Origin of the sequence: Flavobacterium bizetiae, from assembly GCF_902804475.1 — a bacterium.
GTDB lineage: Bacteria > Bacteroidota > Bacteroidia > Flavobacteriales > Flavobacteriaceae > Flavobacterium > Flavobacterium bizetiae.
In genome coordinates this window covers 55,946-76,114 of the sequence record NZ_CADCSU010000065.1, presented here as the reverse complement: position 1 = coordinate 76,114, position 20,169 = coordinate 55,946, and the positions used below count along the sequence as shown (strand labels likewise).

Below are 20,169 nucleotides of genomic sequence, written 5' to 3'. Positions count from 1 at the left end.
GAAATCTACATTTGCGATATGAAAATCAAGAAAACAAATTTCGTGTTACTGCAAATTCTATTTGTGATAATAATAATCGGAATGAGTTTATTGATTTTTTACTTTATCTAACATTAACTTAAAAACCAAAATGAATGTTCACAAACCAAAATTTCAAATCGCTTAAATGGTGTTTGCTGGTAACTTTTTTACTGGTAAATGTTGTTGTAAATGCACAGGAAAGAAAAGTCACCGGAAAAGTGACTTCCAGCGAAGACTTACTTGGGCTTCCTGGTGCAAATGTTTATATCAAGGGTACTTCTGTGGGAGGATCTGCGGATATGGATGGGAATTATAGTGTTATAGTTTCAGAGAAAAATGCTGTTTTAGTTTTTAACTATGTAGGATATCAAACAGTCGAAGTTCCTTTAGGAAACAAAACTGTTGTTAATATCAGTCTTAAACCAGATACCAAAAATCTTGACGAAGTAATTGTTGTAGGTTACGGAACCCGTAAAAAGAGCGACATTACCGGTTCGGTTTCTTCTGTAACGGCAAAAGAACTTACCGCATACCCTACTCTAAATGCTGAGCAAGCTTTGCAAGGTCGTGCAGCGGGGGTTTCTGTACAATCTAATAATGGTGGTGAACCAGGTGCTCCGGTAAAAATCAGGGTTCGTGGAGGAACATCCATCAATGCAAGTGGAGATGCTCTTATTGTGGTAGATGGTTTTGCAGGAGTTTCGATGCCGGCACCTCAGGATATTGCCTCTGTCGAGGTTCTAAAAGATGCTTCGGCTACAGCCATATACGGATCAAGAGGTTCAAACGGGGTTATTATGGTTACCACTAAAAAAGGTAAACCGGGAAAACCAGTTATCGAATTCAGTAATTCAACATCGGTACAATCGGTAAACAACAAATTAGATTTATTAGATGGAGATCAGTTTGTAGCCTACAGAAAAAGTTTTACAACGCATACTCCCGGAGGAGCAAATACAGACTGGCAAGATGTTATTTATCGTCAGGGAATGATTTCGAATACCTCATTGTCTTTTTCAGGAGGTTCTGATAAAATCAGATATTATGTTTCAGGAAATTACTTTAATCAGGACGGAGTTGTAATAAACTCAGGTATTGATAAATACACGATTGTAAGTAATCTTGAAGCTGATTTAACAGATAAGTTTAAAGTAGGTTTGAACGTGTTTCAAAGCAAGCAAAACAAAGAAGGAATTATTAGCCAGACTGGCGCCGGAGGAACTGGTGCAGCGGGTGTAATTGCAGCGGCTTACCGATTTATGCCGGATAAAGGAATTTATAATGCTGACGGAAGTTTTACCACAACGGCTCCAATTGGGGACGATATCGATAACCCGTATGCAACGGCAATGGAAAATGTTTTAGAAACGGTTTCAACGGTAAACAGAAGTAACTTTTTTGCTTCGTACCAAATTACCAAAGATTTGAACTTTAAAACGACTTTAGGTTTAACGGATAATAATTCTCAAACCGGAAGATACATTCCGTCGACTTTAATTGCAGGAAAAAATATCAAAGGAGAAGCGTCTGTAACCAATACAAGATTTTCTTCGATTCTTTCAGAGAACTATCTAACGTTTAAACGTGAAATTATCGACAAAGGAATTCTAACGGTTCTTGGAGGTTATTCGTATCAAAAAAACAAAAACGAACGTGTGTATGCTGCGTCAAGAGGATTTTTAACGAATACCAATTCGTATCATAATTTAGGTGCGGGAACAGTGTATTTAAAACCGGAATCAAGTTTGTCTGAAACCGAATTAATATCAGCTTTTGGAAGGTTGAATTTTGATTACGACGATAAATATTTATTTACGTTTACAGCACGTCGTGACGGTTCTTCGAGCTTTAGTGAAAACTACAAATACGGAACCTTTCCTTCTGGAGCAATTGGATGGAATATTGGTAAAGAAAATTTCTTAAAAGACAGTAAAACGGTTTCTAATCTTAAATTGAGAGCGAGTTATGGTGCTACCGGAAATCCTTCTATTGATGCCTACTCTACGCTTTCTAAATTTGCCGAAGTCTATGATGTAAGTGGTGATGTAATTGTAAATGCGGTGCAGCTTACGGCAATAAACAATCCTAACTTGAAATGGGAAACGTCATACCAACAAGATTACGGTATTGATTTAGGTTTATTCGATAACAGAATCAGCATTACAGCCGATTATTATAAAACAATTACCAAAGATTTATTGTTTAGCAGACCGTTACCAGGAATTTCAGGAATCGCGACTCAGCTTCAAAATGTTGGAGAATTAGAAAACAAAGGATGGGAATTGGGTATTAATACTAAAAACTTTATTGGCGCTGATTTTACATGGTCAACTAATTTTAATATTTCTTCAAACAAAAATAAAATCCTGAAACTGGCAGATAACAAAGATCTTTTAATCAACTCTACGCCTGGACATTTCCTTGCTACAGATTCTCAGATTTTAAGAGTTGGGCAACCGGTGGGTTCTTTCTTTGGGTTTGTTTATGATGGTGTAATTCAGCAGGGAGAAGCAGTTCTTCCCGGAAATTTTGAAACTATTGCCGGAGGAGAAAAGTTTAAAGATGTAAACGGTGACGGAAAACTGGATTCTAATGATAAAACCATCATCGGAAACCCAAATCCTGATTTCATCTTCGGATTTAATAATGATTTCACGTATAAAAACTTTGATGTGAACATCTTCTTTCAGGGTTCAGAAGGCAATCAGATTTTAAATTATACTTTGATGGAACTGGCTTCAGGAAATAACAATGCTACTACAGAAGTTTTAGATGCCTGGACACCTACTCACACTGATACAAATGTGCCTATAAATGCGGCAAGAACGAAAAGAGTTACCTCAAGATTTGTTTATGATGCAAGTTACATTCGTCTAAAAAACGTTTCTATAGGATACAGTTTAGATGATAAAGTAGTTTCGAAAATGGGATTGAGCAAAGTTCGTTTCTACATCAGTGCACAAAACTTATGGACAATTACCAATTATCCGGGTTCTGACCCTGAGGTAAATTACTTAAATGATACGAACTCAAGAAGTAATACCAATTTAGGATTGGATTACGGAAGTTACCCGAACGTAAGAACTTTCACTTTTGGTTTCAATTTAAAATTTTAGTCTAAAAAATATTATTATGAAAAAATATATAGCTTTTCTTGCCTTAGGAATATTCGCTTTTGGATGTTCTGATCTGGAAGAACATCCGGTGGGAATTATTCGCCCTGAAAACTTCTTTAATAATACCGATGATTTGCAAGCTGCTGTAAACGGAGCTTTTGCTAACATTGCTCACAATAATTACTGGGGAAGAGAATTTACAATCGCGCTTATGTTGCGCGATGATATGGCCGATATTGGCGACAGAACTACTCAGGCGGCACGTATCGATGTAAATGACATGAACATGAACGATACAAACGCACTTGTAGCCAACTTTTGGCCGCAATCGTATATTATTATCGGCGCAGCAAATCAGGCGATAGCTGGTGCTAAAAAAACGCCGGGAGATCCTGCAAAAATAAACGCTATTGTTGCTCAGGCTTATTTTGCAAGAGCGTTTGCTTACTATCATTTGGTACGTATTTTTGGCGATGTTCCGTATATCGATTTCCCTGTAAACGAAGTGGCTCAGGTTGATAAATTAAGCAGAACCAAAGAAGCTGATATATACCCAAAAATTATTGCCGATTTAGAATTTGCAAAACAATGGCTGGAAGACAAACCAAAAGTAAAAGCCGTTCCCGGAAAAGGTACAGCTGCAGGATATCTGGCATCGGTTTATCTAACTTTAGGTAATTACCAAAAAGCTTACGACGAATCTAAATATGTAATTACAAACGAAGCAAAATTTGGTTTAGGTTTAGATGCTGATTTTCAGGATTTATTTAATGCTACAAAAGCAGCGGCTCTAAAAGAACCTTTATTTACCATCGACTTTAATAATTTAGTTTCAGGAAATTACGGTCAGGATTATACTGCATTTTTTACAGGATCTTTAAAAGATGACAGTTACAGCTACGGACAAGGGTTTTCTGTTGCCGTTCCTTCTTTAAAAGTTTTTAACGATTGGGACAAAAGAGATTACAGAAGATCAGTAAGTTTTGATACTATTATCAGAAAGAAAACCGGTCCGGGCGGAGCATTACAAATTTTTCCTTCGAGTGATAATGAGAAAGCACCACGTCCGCATATTGCAAAATACTACCGTTTTCCGGGAAAAGCAGGTGCCAACGGAAGAACTTCTCAACACAATTATATCACGATGCGTTTTGCCGAAGTCTTGCTAACAGCTGCCGAAGCATTAAACGAAATTACTCCGGGAACTACAGAAGCTGATGGTTATGTAAACCGAGTGCGTGCCAGAGCCAGAAACAAAGCCGGAAAACTGGTTTCTTTTCCTGCAAATGTTACACCGGGATTATCTCAGTCTGATTTCAGAAAAATGGTTATCGACGAAAGAAGATTAGAACTCGCATTTGAATATATAAGATGGTACGATATCAAAAGACTGAAAAACGGTCCTGAAGTTTTTGGTCCGAATGGTTTTGAGCCACATCCAAATTTTAATCCTGCAAAAGATTATTTATTTCCGTTACCAGGAACTGAGTTAGCCATCAATCCTAATTTAAAACCGAATAATCCTGGTTACTAAAACATTAGAAAAAATTAAAAATTGAGAATTAAAAATTAAAAATCTGCTTAATCGCAATTATGATAATGGCTATCTGTTTAATTTTTAATGCCCATTTTAGATCTATTATGAAAAAAGAACTGCCAATTTTTAATTTTTAATTCTCAATTTTTAATTAAATAAACAATAATAAATATGAGTAAAATTAGTTTTTTTGCTTTAGTCCTTGGGTTTGCACTGCTGGCACAATCGTGCAAATCCGGGATTAATTCTACAACAAAAAGTACCTCTGCGACAGCAGAAAACCTTCTGGAAACCCGATACAAAATGTTACTGGATTATCCGGTTGACTCTATGTCGATGCCCAGAAGTATGAACATCAAAACCAATGAAATTAAAAAAGTTCCGTCAAGAGACTGGACAAGCGGATTCTTTGCCGGAAATCTTTGGCAATTGTACCGTCTGACAGGAAATGAAGCTTATAAAAAACAAGCTGAAAAATGGACGCCTTTCAGCAAAAAAGAAAGCGTAAACAGAAACTCTCATGATGTTGGTTTCAAAGTATATTGCAGTTACGGCGAAGCTCTAAAAGTAGCAAATAAACAAGAATACAAAGACGTCATCATTAAAGGAGCTGAAACTTTATGTACTCGTTTTGATGCAAAAGTGGGCGCAATCCGTTCTTGGGATTTTAATAAGGAAATTTGGGATTATCCTGTAATCATCGATAACATGATGAATCTCGAATTGCTTTTTGAAGCCACAAAACTATCCGGTAATAAAAAGTATCAGGATATCGCGATTCAACACGCCAATACAACGCTTAAAAATCAATTTAGAGAAGATAATAGCTGCTACCATGTTATTGATTATAATCCTGCAACAGGAGCCGTTAGAAAGAAAACTACGCTTCAGGGATATAATGATGATTCGGTTTGGGCACGCGGACAAGGCTGGGCAGTTTACGGATTTACGATGTCCTACCGTTATACCAAAGATCCTGCTTACCTAAAACAAGCCGAAGCAACGGCAAAGTTTTTTATGAACGATAAAAACCTGCCGGAAGACGGGATTCCGTATTGGGATTTTAGAGATCCTGCTATTCCAAATTCAGCGCGTGATGTTTCTGCTGCAACCGTTATGGCTTCTGCTTTATATGAGCTTTACGATTATACTAAAAATAAAAGTTATTTGGCTTTCGCCGAAAAAATAATCGCGAGTTTGCATTCGGATAAATACATTTTAGATCCAAAAATAAACGCCCCGTTTATATTTGATCACAGTACCGGAAACTGGCCAAAACACGACGAAATCGACGAACCTATAATCTATGCCGACTATTATTTTCTGGAAGCTCTTTTAAGAAAAGTGGCAAAGTAACAAAGTAACAAAGCAACAAAGTTTTTTTGCCTTTGAACTTATGAACCTTGAAATCTTTGGGCCTTTGTCCCTCTGAACCTCTGAACCTATACACACATGAAGAATTATCAAAATAATACATTTTCTATTTTTGCACTTTTTGTTTTTTTTCAAATTTGTCTGAGCAGCAGTTTTGCTCAGACAAAAATGAATATCAATGAAAACTGGCAGTATCTTGAAAATCATACACCAAGTCTAAGCGAAGCACAAAAAGCAACAAACTGGACTAAACTAAATTTACCCCATACCTGGAATGCCGAAGATGCAACAGATCTTAATCCGGGTTACAGACGCGATGCAAGCTGGTATCAAAAAAAGCTAAACATCTCGCAAATAGACTCAAACAAACGTTATTATTTGTATTTTGAAGGATCGAATGTAACTACAAAAGTATATGTAAACGGTAAAGAAGCCGGAGGACATATTGGCGGATATATTGGTTTTACCATTGATATTACGAATTTTATTAAAGAAGGAAACAACGATATTTTTGTACGCGTTGATAACAGTTATGATATCGAAGTTATTCCGTCTCAAAAAAGTGATTTCTTTATTTACGGCGGAATAACTCGCGATGTCTGGTTATTGTCTAAATACAAAAACCATATCGGGAATTTAAAGATTACAACTCCTGAAGTTTCGGCTAAAAAAGCTTCTTTAAATATTGTAGCTACGACCGTAAATTCGGATAATATCAAAGATTTATCGTTGACTGTAGTTCTTAAAAATCCGAAAGGAAAAAAAGTTGCCAGCAAAACGATTCCTGTTTCTAATAACACGACCACAATTACATTCGAAAACCTGAAAAATCCTGAATTGTGGGATACTCAGAAACCTAATTTATATAAAGTAACTGCTTTTTTATCTGAGAAAAATCAAGTAAGAGACAGCGTAAACGAGAAGGTAGGTTTTAGATGGTTTGAATTTAAAGATCACGGTCCGTTTTATCTTAACGGAAAACGATTATTGATTCGCGGTACACATCGTCATGAAGAACAAGCCGGAGTTGGCGCAGCAATGAGCAACGAACAACATCGCGCTGATATGGAATCTATCAAAAAAATGGGCGCTAATTTTGTTCGTTTGGCACATTATCCGCAAGATCCTGAAATTTATAAAGCTTGTGATGAATTGGGTTTATTGGTTTGGGATGAATTGCCTTGGTGTCGTGGCGGAATTGGCGGCGAACTTTGGCAAACGAATACTAAAAATATGCTGGCAGAAATCATTAATCAGAATTACAATCATCCAAGTATCATTATTTGGTCACTTGGAAATGAAATGAATTGGCTTCCTGATTTCCCTGACGGAGATAATACCGAAAGAACGAATGTATTCCTGACGGAACTTAACGACATCGCCCATAAAATGGATCCAACCCGAAAAACGGCTATTAGAAAGTATTACGAAGGTTCACAAATTGTAGATGTCTTCTCCCCTTCTATCTGGTCAGGATGGTATTCCGGGAGTTATAAAAACTACCAAAAAGCAATTGACGTTTATAAAAAAGAATACAAACATTTTATTCATGCTGAATATGGCGGAGACAGCCACGTAGGTCGTCATAGCGAAAACCCGATTACAGGCGAAAATGTTATAAAATCTGAAGGTTGGGAAGAAGCTATTGTACAAACCAAAGTGGCGAATATTGCACAAATTGGCGATTGGAGTGAGAATTATATCGTTGATTTATTTGACTGGCATTTGCATATATCCGAGAATGATCCAACGTTCGTGGGTAATGTTCAATGGGCATTTAAGGATTTTGCAACGCCGTTACGTCCGGAAGATGATATTCCGTACATGAATCAGAAAGGATTGGTAGATCGTAACGGAAATCCAAAAGATGCGTATTATGTTTTTAAAAGTTACTGGAGCGATGAACCCTTTACATATATCGAATCGCACACCTGGACGGAACGTCAGGGTCCTGAAAATACACCGAGAACTTTGAGCGTTTTTAGCAATTGCGAAAAGGTGACTTTATTTCATCAGGGAAAATCGTTAGGACAAAAGCAAAGAAACCTTTCGCTTTATCCTGCAAATGGCTTAACTTGGGATGTGAATTTCCAAAAAGGAGAAAATATTCTGATTGCTGTTGGAGAAACAAAAGACGGAAAAAAAGTTTCGGATACGATAAAAGTAAACTATCGTTTCAATAAAAATGATACTGCAACTTCTTTACAATTGTCATCGGAAAAATTAAAAAATGGGAATTATTTAGTAACTGCAATTGCAATTGATAATAACAATTTGCGTTGTTTAGATTATGAAGAAAGTGTTTATTTTCAGTGTCTAAAAGGCGGAAAAACCATGAAAAATCAAGGAACTCCAACAGGAAGTGAATCGATAAAAATGGCAAACGGAAAGGCTTCTATTGAAGTTGTTCCTGACGGATCAGGCGCTCCGATAGAAATGACGGCTTTGAATCAGAGTTTTAAAGGGGAATATTTGAAGGTTTTAGTTAATTAGATTTAACCGCTTAATTGCTTAACCGCAAAGTTCGCAGTCCCGATAGCTATCGGGATACGCAAGGAACGCGAAGGTTTTTGTTTTTAGCTGAATGGAATTAATCGCGCAAAGACACAGAGACGCAAAGCTTATTTACAATCTTGTCATCCTGAGGAACGAAGGATCACACACGTAGCTCGACAAAGATTGGCGATTTAGATAACGGAGTTTCTAGTGTGATCCTTCGTTCCTCAGGATCACAAACTATACCTGAAACATCTTATGAAAACGGTTCTCCTAGCCCCGATAGAAGTGGAAATCCTTTTGTGTCCGTCCCGATAGTTATCGGGAGGCACAAAAGATTGAAACGAATAGCGGGATCAGCTCCTGAAAAAAATCTGTTTTATAATTAACACTCTAAATGACAAACATGAGTAGTAACAAAGATTATAGATTATGAAAAATATAAACTTTTACGGAGTCGCTTTAATATTGACAAGTTTTGCAGGCCATGCACAAGTAACCTTAAACGCTGATGGTCCGGGCGGAATGGGAACTTATGAATTAATTACAAATGCATTGGCGCCCGGAACGGCAAACGGAGCGATTGAAGCTCCGGATGCAATTCATCCGAGCTTTGGGCGTCATATTACTGAAGTTTTTGATAAAGATTTAAATAAATTCGTTTTTGAATTTAATCTGCATGTGAGCAACACGCCTCCGGATAATGAGCCTGTTAAAGGTAAAACGGACAGGCAACGAGTGGAAATAAAAACATTTGAGGCTTCTCCTGATAACTTAAAAGGAACTACGGGAGAAACGGTACAATACAAATGGCGTTTTAAAGTGCCTGTTGGTTTTAAACCTACTAAAAACTTTACGCACATTCACCAAATTAAAGCAGTAAATGGCGATGAATCTAATCCGTTATTTACTTTGACTTTACGAAAAATGCCTAATGGTGTCAATAAATTAGAACTTATTTATGTAAAAGATGCTGCAAGCGGAACGACAAAATACCAAAACCCGGATATGTCTTTGTTTGAAGGAATCTGGGTCGAGGCTACAGAAACCATAAAAATAGGTTTGCAGGGAACTTATGCCATAACGATCAAAAAAGTAAGTGACGGAACTGTTTTAATGGATTACAGCAATCCTAATATTCAAACGATTCGAATGGCTTACACTTCAAAAAACGGAACCAATTATGCTGCTAATTCTTTTATCAGACCTAAATGGGGAATTTATCGCAGTTTAAAGGATATTGATGATATGAAAGATGAAACGATACGCTTTTCAGATATAAGCATACAGGAATTAACTGCTGTATCTGAAAAAAAATAACGGGCTATTAAAAATATAAAATGATAAAATAAAAACAAGAATGAAAAAACTAATTACCTTATTACTATTAACAACTGCTTTTATCGGGCAGGCACAAAATTTAATTTCAAATGTTCCTAATCGAAATACAACTTCTCTAAACGGTGTCTGGAACTATATTATAGATCCTTATCAAACAGGTTTTTATAGTTTTCACCTTGATCAGTACGACAAACAGGCAAAACCATCAAATGGTGCTTTTTTCAATAATTATCACGCTGCAAACAAGCAGGAATTGGTAGAATATGATTTTGATAAATCGGCACAAATTACTATTCCGGGAGATTGGAATTCGCAGGTTCCGGAACTTAAATATTACGAAGGAAATGTGTGGTTCAAAAAATCTTTTGATTATGATTTGAAGGATAAAAAACGTCTTTTTGTTTATTTTGGAGCCATAAATTATAAGGCTGATGTTTATTTGAACGGAAAAAAACTAGGTACTCATGAAGGTGGTTTTACGCCTTTTAATTATGAAGTAACGTCGATTGTAAAACCAAAAGGTAATTATCTGGTTGTAAAAGTGGATAATACTCGCCATAAAGAAGATGTTCCGACTGTTAATACGGATTGGTGGAATTATGGAGGAATCACGCGTGATGTTACTTTAATTGAAGAAAATGAATCGTTTATTGAAGATTATAATATTCAGCTTAAAAAAGGAAATGCGGCTTTGATTTCTGGTTTTGTAAAAATCAATAATTTTAATCCGGCGCAAAATCAAGTAACGGTTTCTATTCCTGAATTAAAGGTTAATTATAAAGGAAAAGTTGGTGCTGACGGAATTGTAAATTTTGAAATTCCGGCTAAAAAGATCTCGTATTGGTCTCCTGAAAATCCAAAATTGTATGATGTAACGATTGATTTTAACGGACAAAAACTAAGAGATAATATTGGTTTTAGAACTATTGAAACTCAGGGTGACAAAATTTTATTGAACGGAAAACAAATCTTTTTACGCGGAATCTCGATTCACGAGGAAAATGCAAAAGGCGGACGTGCCAATTCTGAAGAAGATGCTTTGCGTTTGCTAAACTGGGCAAAAGAATTGGGTTGTAATTATGTTCGTCTGGCACATTATCCGCATAACGAAAACATGGTGAGAACGGCTGATAAAATGGGATTGATGGTTTGGGAAGAGATTCCGGTTTACTGGACGGTTGAATTTACCAATAAAAATACATATCAAAATGCACAAGATCAATTAACAGCAGCGATTACAAGGGATAAAAACAGAGCTAGTATTATTATCTGGTCGATGGCTAATGAAACGCCTGTTTCTGACGCGAGAAATAATTTTATTAAAGATTTAGTAGCACACACAAAAACATTAGATAATACAAGATTAATTAGTGCTGCTTTGTTAACGCATAATGTAAAAGGTGTTGGAATGATCGACGATGAAATTGGTAAATCGCTTGATATTATTGCTTTTAACCAATATCTAGGCTGGTACGGCGGTAATCTTGAAAATGCTGAAAAAACATTTTGGGACACGCCTTACAACAAACCTGTAATTGTTTCTGAATTTGGTGGTGATGCTAAAGCTGGTTTTCACGGAGAAAAGAACGAACGCTGGACAGAGGAATATCAGGAATACTTATACATTCAGAACTTGAAAATGATCGAGAAAATACCTCATCTTAGTGGTTTAAGTCCATGGATTCTGGTTGATTTCAGATCGCCAAAACGATTGCTTCCGGGAATACAGGACGGTTACAACCGTAAGGGTTTAATCTCTAATGATGGTGAAAAGAAGAAAGCTTTTTATATCATGCAGGATTGGTATGCTAAAAAGAAAAAGGAATAATAGAAATTAAGAACTGTTACCAATTCATTAACAAAAAACAAACTGTAATTATATGATTTTTCTTCATTATTAACTTACTTTGTAGTTATTCTAAAAATTGTAATCCTATGAAAAAATTAAGTTTAGTGGCAGTTACTTTATTTGCTGCCTTTACAGTTCAAGCTCAAGATGTAGTAAAATTTGCTCCGCTTGATGCGAGTCCGGTTGATATTTCTTATTTCCCAAACAAAGCAGTTAAATTCAAAAAAACAGATAATCCAAATCCTGTTGTAAAAGTTATTTATGCAAGACCTTCTGTAAAAGGACGTACAATTTTTGGTGATATCGTAAAGTTTGGTGAAGTTTGGAGAGTGGGTGCTAATGAAAATACAGAAATCAAATTTTACAAACCAGTAACAATTGGTGGTAAAAAAATTCCTGCTGGTTCTTATAGCCTTTTCGCTATTCCTGAAAAAGACAAATGGACAATTATTATCAATAAAGAACTTGATTTATGGGGAGGTTATGCTTATGACGAAAGCAAAGATGTTGTAAGAGTTTCTGTTCCTGTAAAACCGGTATCTGAGGTAATCGAAGCTTTATCAATTGCTTTTACAAGCAAGGATGCTGTAGCGAACCTGGTTATTGGATGGGATAAAACAACAGTTGAATTGCCTATTACGGTTAAATAATTAATCGTTTTTTGATATAAAAAAGGGAGACATTAATGTCTCCCTTTTTGTTTTTAAACCTTTACGGTTTCTATAATTTTATCCAGCGTAATAGGCAAATCTCGTACCCGTTTTCCGGTTGCGTTAAAAACGGCATTGGCGATTGCCGGAGCCATTCCGACTAGAGCGGTTTCTCCGAGTCCTTTTGTTCCCATTGGGTTACTTATCGGATCTTTTTTATTGACAAAGAATACTTCTTGCTTTTCAATATCAGCATTCACGGGAACATGATAATCGGCAAAATTATTATTGATTGGACGCCCAAATCTGTGATCAATTTCAAGAGATTCCATCAATCCCATTCCGATTCCTCCAACTGCTCCACCGAACATTTGTCCTGCAGAAGTTTTTTGGTTGATTACGGTTCCGATATCTGCACAGGAAACCACATGTGCCAATCTGATTTTTCCAAGATTTGGATTAATCAATACTTTTACAAAGTGTACTGAGAAAGAATAAATCGAATATTTTTTTGCCTCTTCTGTAGCTTTAGATTGATTTTCTATCGCTAGCTCTTCTAATTTATTAGCATTTAATACTTCAACTAAAGAAATACTTTTCAAACTGTCTTTTTTTGAGGTTACTGAACCATTTATAAAAGCCAAATCAGCAATTGGTATATTTTTTAATACATCTGTTTTACTCGCCAGTTCAATAGCTTTTTTTACTAACAACTGGCAAGAATCGTTTACGGCTGATCCTACAGAAGATGTAGTTGCCGAACCTCCTTGGGTTGGTCCTTTTGCAAGACCGCTTTTTCCCATTTCGATGATAATATTTTCAGTCGAAACTCCGGTTACATCGGCGCCAATTGCCGTCATCATGGTTGCTGTTCCTGGCCCCATATCGTTTACGCTGCATTGCAAAACTAAAGTACCATTGGTTAAAAATTTTGCTTTTACAGAAGTAGGACTTCTATAGCAGCCAAAAGTTCCGGTTCCCATTCCGTAACCTACAAGCCACTCGCCTTCACGAACAGATCCGGGTTTGTTTTTACGGTTCTTCCAGCCAATGCGTTCCATTCCGCCCTCGTAACATTCTAAAAGGTATTTGCTGCTCCAGGGTTTGTTTTGTTCCAGATCTTTCTCTGCATAATTTAGTTTACGAAATTCAATTGGATCCATATTTAGTTTATGAGCCAATTCGTCCATCGCGCTTTCTAATGCAAAAGAACCTGTTGCTTCTCCCGGGCCACGCATCCAGATTGGTGTACAAGTATCTAAAGGAACAATTCTGTAACGTGTCGAAACATTGGCACAATCATAAATAAATCGGGACATGTTTACCGTACCTTCCATAAAATCCTCATAACTCGAAGTCATTGCCACAGCTTCATGTGTTAATCCGGTTAGTTTGCCTTCTTTGGTTGCACCAAGCCCCATTTTTTGAATAGTATAAGGTCTAAAGCCAACATTGGTAAACATTTGTTCTCTGTGCAGAACTAATTTTACCGCACGATTTAATTTTTTAGCACCAATAAGAGCTGCAATTTCATAAGGCCACGTATGTAATCCCATCCCGAAAGCGCCTCCTAAATATTCTGAATTTACTGCAACATCTGCGGCAGGAATCCCGAATACTTCGCCAACACTTTTGCGGGTTCCTTCTACCCCCTGGCTTTTAGTGTAAAGTGTGGGTTTATTTCCGTCCCATTTGGCAATAATATTAGCCAGTTCCATTGGATTATGAACCTCGGTTGGTATGGTATATTCTTCTTCCAGAATTACTTCTGCATTTTTATATCCATCCTCAACGCCACGGTGATAATCATTTCCTTTATCTCCCTCTTTTTTCTTTTCTTTATCCTTGGCTTTATTAAGATCTGTTGAATGATCTTCTTTTAAATATTGGGCTTTAATAAGACTCGCTGCATATTGCATACGCTCGAAAGTATCTGCTATTACAAGCGCAATGGGCTGATCATAATAAAGTATAGTATCATCTTTGAAAACCTGAAGTGGTTGTCCAAAATTGTGTTTGTCTTTTGCTTTTTGATATCCGGCTGGTTTATCTACATTAAGATGTGTGATAACCGCTAAAACTCCCGGCGCCCATTCGGCTTTTTTGGTATCAATGCTTTTAATTCTTCCTTTCGCAATCGTACTTCCTACCAGACATGCATAGGCAACACCCGGCGTTTTATATTCGGCCGAATACGTTGCTGAACCTGTTACTTTAGCAAATCCGTCAACTCTATTTATATTACTTGTCTTACTCATAATTCAAATTATTTAGATGCTGCTATCGTTAATGCTTCTGTAATGGCATTTGGCCCCAGTGTTAATTTAAAATCATTATCACCGTAACTTCTTGCGCCATGCATGGCTAAATCAGCTGCTTGTCTGAATGTAGTTTCAGAAACTGTTTTTCCTTTCAAAAATTCTTCTGCTTCTGTAAGTCGCCATGGTTTATGCGCCACGCCTCCCATTGCAAGCCTTGCATCTTTAATTGTATTATTTTGAATATCCAAACCAACTGCTACAGATATTAATGCAAAGGCATAACTGGTTCTGTCGCGCACTTTTAGATAATGACTGTGCTTTGAAAAATTATTATTTGGAATTTCAACTGAAGTAATGATTTCTTTATTTTCAAGTGTATTGTCTTTTTCGGGCATGTTACCTGGAAGTCTATGAAAATCGGTAAATTTAATTTCTCTTTTACCTTTTGGGCCTTCAACAAAAACGGTAGCATCTAAAGCAGCAAGTGCTACACACATATCACTTGGATGTACCGCGATGCAACTGTCTGAAGCGCCAAAAATAGCATGCATTCTATTTGATCCGCCAATAGCTCCACACCCACTTTTAGGATTGCGTTTATTGCAGGGCATATCAGTATTATAAAAATACGAACAACGTGTACGTTGTAACATATTTCCACCTACACTCGCCATATGTCTAATTTGCTGGGATGCACCAGCAGCAAGTGCTAATGCCAATAGAGGATATTTTTCCTGAATTACTTTATCTTCGGCAACCTGACTATTTTTAGTTAAAGCACCTATTGAAACTTTTCCTGTCAGGAATTCTATTTGCTTTAAATCGAGTCCACTAATATCAATAAGTTTATCCGGAGCGACAACATTCTTTTTCATCAAATCGACAAGATTGGTTCCGCCGGCAATAAACATGGCTGAACTTTCTTTAGCAATTGTAGTTACTGCAGATTTTGATGATAGTGTTCTTATGATCTGAAAGTTTTTCATAATGGCATCCCTCCTTCCTTAACTTCTGTAATGGCATCGACGATATTATGATAAGCCCCACATCTGCAGATATTACCGCTCATATATTCTCTAATTTCGTCTCTGCTGTTGGCGTGACCTTCTTTGATACAGGCAATACCTGACATAATTTGTCCGGGCGTACAATAGCCACATTGAAAACCATCATTTTTAATGAAAGCTTCCTGCATGGGATGTAGTTTTTTTCCTTTTGAAAGTCCTTCGATAGTAGTTATCTGAGCATTTTGCTGCATGGATGCCAAGGATAAGCAAGAAAGTATTCTGGTGCCATTAACATGAACAGTACAAGCACCGCATTGTCCGTGATCGCAGCCTTTTTTAGTTCCGGTGAGCAACAATTGTTCTCTTAATAAATCCAGCAGCGTGGTTCTGGGCTCTATATTTAGATTGTGTTTTACGCCATTTACTTCAAGCGATAAGGGAACGGTCTCTAAATATTCTGCAATTTTTTCATCCCATTTATTATCAGAAGCCATCACCAATGAAGGCGGAGTCAAAGCAAGCGCAGTAAATAAACCGGATTTTTTTATAAAATCACGTCTCGAAGAACCAGATTCTTCTTCTACCGCTTTGTTTTTAATTGTTCTTTTGGCAGCCATGCATACTGTTTTTGAAATTAGTAAAATCTAATGTTACTCCTAACAAATTTAAGAATCCTATGTGATAAAAAATTACAAAATTCAGATAAACACTGTTTTAAACACAATTTAGAATCATTAAAAAATCAGATTAAATTACTAAGTTGTATTTTTACTTTGTTAAGAATTAAAAAATGTCCCAACAGCTCAATATTTACCTCGATAATAACGCTACTACTCCACTTGATGAGCGTGTGCTTAAAGCTATGCTTCCTTATTTTACTGATTCTTATGCCAATGCTAGCAGCAGTCATTTGGCAGGACTAACCATCAATGAAGCTGTCGAAAATGCTGCATGGCAAACTGCCGACCTGATTGGAGCAACTCCGGAGGAAATTATTTTTACTTCTGGCGCAACCGAATCAATAAATCTGGCTGTAAAAGGGCTTGTTAATCAAAGCAAAAAACATATCGTAACTGTTCGTACAGAACATAGAGCGGTTCTCGATACCTGCCAGTATATGGAAAGTATCGGTTTTGAAGTTACTTACTTACTTGTCGATTCTGAAGGTATTTTGGATATTGATCTTCTAAATGAATCTATTACGGATCAGACTTTAATGGTTATTGTAATGATGGTGAATAACGAAATTGGGGTGATTCAAGATATTGATGCAATATCAGAAATAGTTCAAGCTAAAAATGCTTATTTTATTTGTGATGCTACTCAGGCTATCGGGAAAATAGCTGTTGACGTAGAAAAGCTGGGGATTGATCTTCTGGCTCTTTCGGCACATAAATTTTACGGCCCTAAAGGTATAGGCGCTCTATATCTTTCCGCGAAAGCGAAAATAAAATTAGCACCTCAACTACATGGCGGAGGGCAACAACGAAAATTACGCAGCGGAACGCTAAATGTTCCCGCAATTATTGGACTGGGAAAGGCTTGTGAAATTGCCAAAGCTGAAATGGAAAAAGATCACAAAAGAATAAAAATACTTAGAGATCGTCTTGAAAAATCTTTATTAGAAATTGAAGGATCATTTGTAAATGGAAGCATAGAAAATCGCCTATACAATACGTCGAATATTTGCTTTCCCGGAGTAAATTCGGAAAATCTGATTCTGGCTTTGCAACATATTTCGGTTTCTAATGGTTCGTCATGTTCTGCTGTTACATCTGAACCTTCGCACGTATTAAAAGCTTTGGGTTTATCTGATGAAAATGCCTTGAGTTCGATTCGTTTTAGTTTAGGGAAATTTACAACTGAAGAAGAAATTTTACTTACAATTGATAGGGTTTCTGATTTGGTACGACAACTAAAATTATAGTTTTTTTATGCTTAATGTTTTCGCGCAAAGTCGCAGAATCGCAAAGTTTCTTTTTAAGGAATTTGGATCATTAAAATCAGCATATAAATTTTAGAATATAATATCCTGTTTTATTATTTCAGATTTGAATAGTTTAAGTCAAAGAATTGCTATTAAAATCTTGTCTCCCAATAATGGTAATAATCTCTATTCGTTTATCTTTAGTGACTTGATAGTAAATAGTATCAACTCCACAAACACAATAACGATATCCTTTCTTAATGTGATCTGCTGACGGAAATAAAAAAGGATTTTCTTCTATTCTATCAAAACAATCGTAGAACATATTAAAAGAGTTATCTGCTTGATTTACGCCAAATCTGCCCACTCCATAATAATAAATTCTCCTTAAATCTTCTTTGGCTTCGCTACTTAACTAATAGCTATACATCAGGCATACCTTTTTTGAATTCCGCTAACATTTCTGCTCTAGTTTGCTTCTTTGCAAAACCGCTTTTTTCTCCCTTATCTATTTTAGCCCTCACAAAATCATAGTATTCATCTTGTGTACGAGCTTGTTTAATCAAATAATTAATCGCTTCACTTTTACTACTAAATTCTTCTGCTTTAACCTGATTTTTTAACCACTCTTCATTTGGAGCAGTTAATGATATACTTTGTCGTGTCATTACAATAATTTTAAATTGGTGTAATTTTACACCAAAATTTAAACACAGAATTCTATTTTAGAATTTTTTATTGAAACTAAAAATGTTATTTTATCGAATTAAATCACAGCTACGACTTATTCAAATCTACTTTCCCTCTGAACCTATGTCCCTTTACCTCTTTGAACCTCCTAAAAAAATAAGCCTATTATAATCCTCCATAGTATCAATATCGATCTCTCCATTTTCGAAAGGAATTGCAGTGGTATCATCTAAAAATTTATTGATGATTTTCTTTGCGCCTTCCTGCCCTTTTAGTTCCAGCAATTCGTTGAAATATTTTTTATGGAAAAGTACCGGAGTTCCCAAGGTTCCTGAATATGCAGAGGCTATAATTCCTTTTTCTGTTTTTTGATGTTCGTTTATCAAATTCTCAAAGACAATATTGGTTATAAAGGGCTGATCACAAACGGTAAAAATGATCTTTTGAATGTCGGGATATAAGCGTAACGATTCTTTAAGACCTTTTGTTATAGAAGAGGACATTCCCAACTCCCAATCAGGATTATAGCTTGTTTTTATTTCGGGATTGGAAATTTCTTTTTCGATCAATTCGTGATTGGATCCAGTAACGACTATGATTGTAGTATTTTCTACTTGAGAAGCTTGTGAAATGGTGTTTTTTAAAAGTGAGGTATTTTTATATAAAAGCAATTGTTTGGGCTGTCCTAATCTTGAAGAACTTCCTGCTGCTAAAACAACAATTCCTGTTATTGCTTTCATATTAAACAAGATGTATTGGTTGTGCTATGTATTTTTTCTGTTTTATATTTTAATGAAATCCCCTGCTTGCCGCTCATCACTGCTTTAATTTCGGACACAATTGATAATGCAATTTCTTCAGATGTTTCTGCTCCCAAATCAAGTCCTATTGGACCATAAATGTTATTTAGTTTTTCATTAGTCAACTGTATTCCTTCATTATTCAGATCATCAAGCATACGATTGAATTTTGTTTTAGGACCTAAAATTCCAATATAGTTACAATTGGTATTTACGAGAAGTTTTAAAACTGCCAGATCGTATTTATAATTGTGCGTGATCAGGACAAAGTAACTTTGTTCATCGATTATTATATTTTCTAATAATTGTTCCGGTTTTACAACAAGTACCTGTTTGGCTTCGGGAAATCTCTTTTTTGTGGCATGTGTGGCACGGCCTTCGCCAATGGTAATTTCCCAACCTAATAAAGAAGCCATTTTTACCAATGGCTGAACGTCATTTCCTGCTCCAACAATAATAAGAGAAACGGGAGGATTGATATAATCTGCCAAAACCTCATTCTCGTGTTCATCCAGAAGCTTTTTTACTAAAGTTGTCTTGGTACTCAACGCTTCTTTTGCATCTTCGAGAATATCAGATAAAGTATTATTACCGTAGATGGGTGCTTCATTTTCTCTGTAAAACAATACTGTTCCTGCTTGAGTGGCTTGTCTTTTTAATGAAAAAACGGTTGCTACGACAGCATCTTTACGTTGCAGTTCCAATTGCTGCAAAAGTTGGATAGGATTATTCACGACCTCATCATCAATATATTCAAAAAGGATATGTACAATTCCGTTGCATCCCAATTGCAAACCTACTTCGCTATCATCTTCATTACTTGTATTATAAGTAATGAGTTTGTTTTGTTGCTGATGGATTGAAAGAAGCGCTTTTCGCAAGGCATCGCCTTCTAAACAGCCTCCGCTAATGGCGCCTGTAAGCAAACCATCTTCGGTAACAAGCATACGGGCTCCGGGCTGACGGTACGAAGAACCTTCGACCTTTACCACGGTGGCAAGTGCTGTCTTTTTTCCTGCAGCTTTGGCTTGGGAATGTGCTTTTAGAATCTCGCTTATTTCTTTCATATTAATAAATCCTACTAAACAAAAATAGAGAAT

14 protein-coding genes and 1 pseudogene are annotated in these 20,169 nt (G+C 36.3%); 8 read left to right on the top strand and 7 right to left on the bottom strand.

The annotated features are described in order from the left end of the window. Positions 1–134 precede the first annotated feature (134 nt). The 7 genes from FLACOL7796_RS07070 to FLACOL7796_RS07040 all read left to right on the top strand — a co-directional run bounded on the left by FLACOL7796_RS07070 (position 135) and on the right by FLACOL7796_RS07040 (position 12,384). Positions 135–3,137 (top strand): SusC/RagA family TonB-linked outer membrane protein, encoded by a 3,003-nt coding sequence (locus FLACOL7796_RS07070; protein ID WP_173970110.1) that lies wholly within the window; start codon positions 135–137, stop codon positions 3,135–3,137. Positions 3,138–3,153: 16 nt separating this feature from the next. Beyond that, on the top strand, positions 3,154–4,671 hold the full coding sequence (locus tag FLACOL7796_RS07065; protein WP_173970109.1) for a RagB/SusD family nutrient uptake outer membrane protein: 1,518 nt from the start codon (positions 3,154–3,156) through the stop codon (positions 4,669–4,671). 174 nt (positions 4,672–4,845) lie between these two features. Then, positions 4,846–6,030 carry a glycoside hydrolase family 88 protein gene (locus FLACOL7796_RS07060; protein WP_173970108.1) on the top strand — a complete coding sequence of 395 codons (1,185 nt, stop codon included), beginning with the start codon at positions 4,846–4,848 and terminating at the stop codon, positions 6,028–6,030. A 96-nt stretch (positions 6,031–6,126) separates the two neighbouring features. Then, complete coding sequence (locus FLACOL7796_RS07055) at positions 6,127–8,541, top strand: glycoside hydrolase family 2 protein (protein ID WP_173970107.1); 2,415 nt, start codon at positions 6,127–6,129, stop codon at positions 8,539–8,541. 435 nt (positions 8,542–8,976) lie between these two features. Further along, the gene (locus FLACOL7796_RS07050; RefSeq protein WP_173970106.1) at positions 8,977–9,864 is read left to right on the top strand and encodes a hypothetical protein; all 888 of its coding nucleotides are present in this window, start codon (positions 8,977–8,979) and stop codon (positions 9,862–9,864) included. Positions 9,865–9,904: 40 nt separating this feature from the next. Next, complete coding sequence (locus FLACOL7796_RS07045; RefSeq protein WP_173970105.1) at positions 9,905–11,713, top strand: glycoside hydrolase family 2 protein; 1,809 nt, start codon at positions 9,905–9,907, stop codon at positions 11,711–11,713. Positions 11,714–11,820: 107 nt separating this feature from the next. Then, a complete protein-coding gene (locus FLACOL7796_RS07040) occupies positions 11,821–12,384 on the top strand; it encodes a DUF2911 domain-containing protein (RefSeq protein WP_173970104.1) in 564 nt (187 codons plus the stop codon). Between the two features lie 53 nt (positions 12,385–12,437). Here FLACOL7796_RS07040 and FLACOL7796_RS07035 read toward each other — a convergent pair whose 3' ends face one another. From FLACOL7796_RS07035 to FLACOL7796_RS07025, 3 genes are read right to left on the bottom strand one after another with little or no spacing between them, the layout of a single operon-like run. Beyond that, positions 12,438–14,642, bottom strand: a complete 2,205-nt coding sequence (locus FLACOL7796_RS07035; RefSeq protein ID WP_173970103.1) for a xanthine dehydrogenase family protein molybdopterin-binding subunit — start codon at positions 14,640–14,642, stop codon at positions 12,438–12,440. 8 nt (positions 14,643–14,650) lie between these two features. Further along, positions 14,651–15,631, bottom strand: coding sequence for an FAD binding domain-containing protein (locus tag FLACOL7796_RS07030; protein ID WP_173970102.1), 981 nt, complete (start codon positions 15,629–15,631; stop codon positions 14,651–14,653). Next, positions 15,628–16,269, bottom strand: a complete 642-nt coding sequence (locus FLACOL7796_RS07025; RefSeq protein ID WP_173970101.1) for a (2Fe-2S)-binding protein — start codon at positions 16,267–16,269, stop codon at positions 15,628–15,630. The genes FLACOL7796_RS07030 and FLACOL7796_RS07025 overlap by 4 nt, the downstream gene beginning before the upstream one ends. A gap of 173 nt (positions 16,270–16,442) precedes the next feature. Between FLACOL7796_RS07025 and FLACOL7796_RS07020 the strand changes: the two genes are divergently transcribed. Next, on the top strand, positions 16,443–17,579 hold the full coding sequence (locus FLACOL7796_RS07020; RefSeq protein WP_173970100.1) for a cysteine desulfurase family protein: 1,137 nt from the start codon (positions 16,443–16,445) through the stop codon (positions 17,577–17,579). Positions 17,580–17,712: 133 nt separating this feature from the next. Here FLACOL7796_RS07020 and FLACOL7796_RS07015 read toward each other — a convergent pair. The 4 genes and pseudogenes from FLACOL7796_RS07015 to FLACOL7796_RS07000 all read right to left on the bottom strand — a co-directional run. After that, positions 17,713–17,979: pseudogene (locus FLACOL7796_RS07015) on the bottom strand (type II toxin-antitoxin system RelE/ParE family toxin); the annotation flags it as partial. Positions 17,980–18,001: 22 nt separating this feature from the next. After that, positions 18,002–18,247, bottom strand: a complete 246-nt coding sequence (locus FLACOL7796_RS07010; protein ID WP_173970099.1) for a ribbon-helix-helix domain-containing protein — start codon at positions 18,245–18,247, stop codon at positions 18,002–18,004. A gap of 153 nt (positions 18,248–18,400) precedes the next feature. After that, a complete protein-coding gene (locus FLACOL7796_RS07005; RefSeq protein ID WP_173970098.1) occupies positions 18,401–19,009 on the bottom strand; it encodes a nucleotidyltransferase family protein in 609 nt (202 codons plus the stop codon). Further along, entirely contained in the window at positions 19,006–20,136 is a 1,131-nt protein-coding gene (locus FLACOL7796_RS07000) for an XdhC family protein (protein ID WP_173970097.1), read from the bottom strand. The genes FLACOL7796_RS07005 and FLACOL7796_RS07000 overlap by 4 nt, the downstream gene beginning before the upstream one ends. Positions 20,137–20,169: the final 33 nt, after the last annotated feature.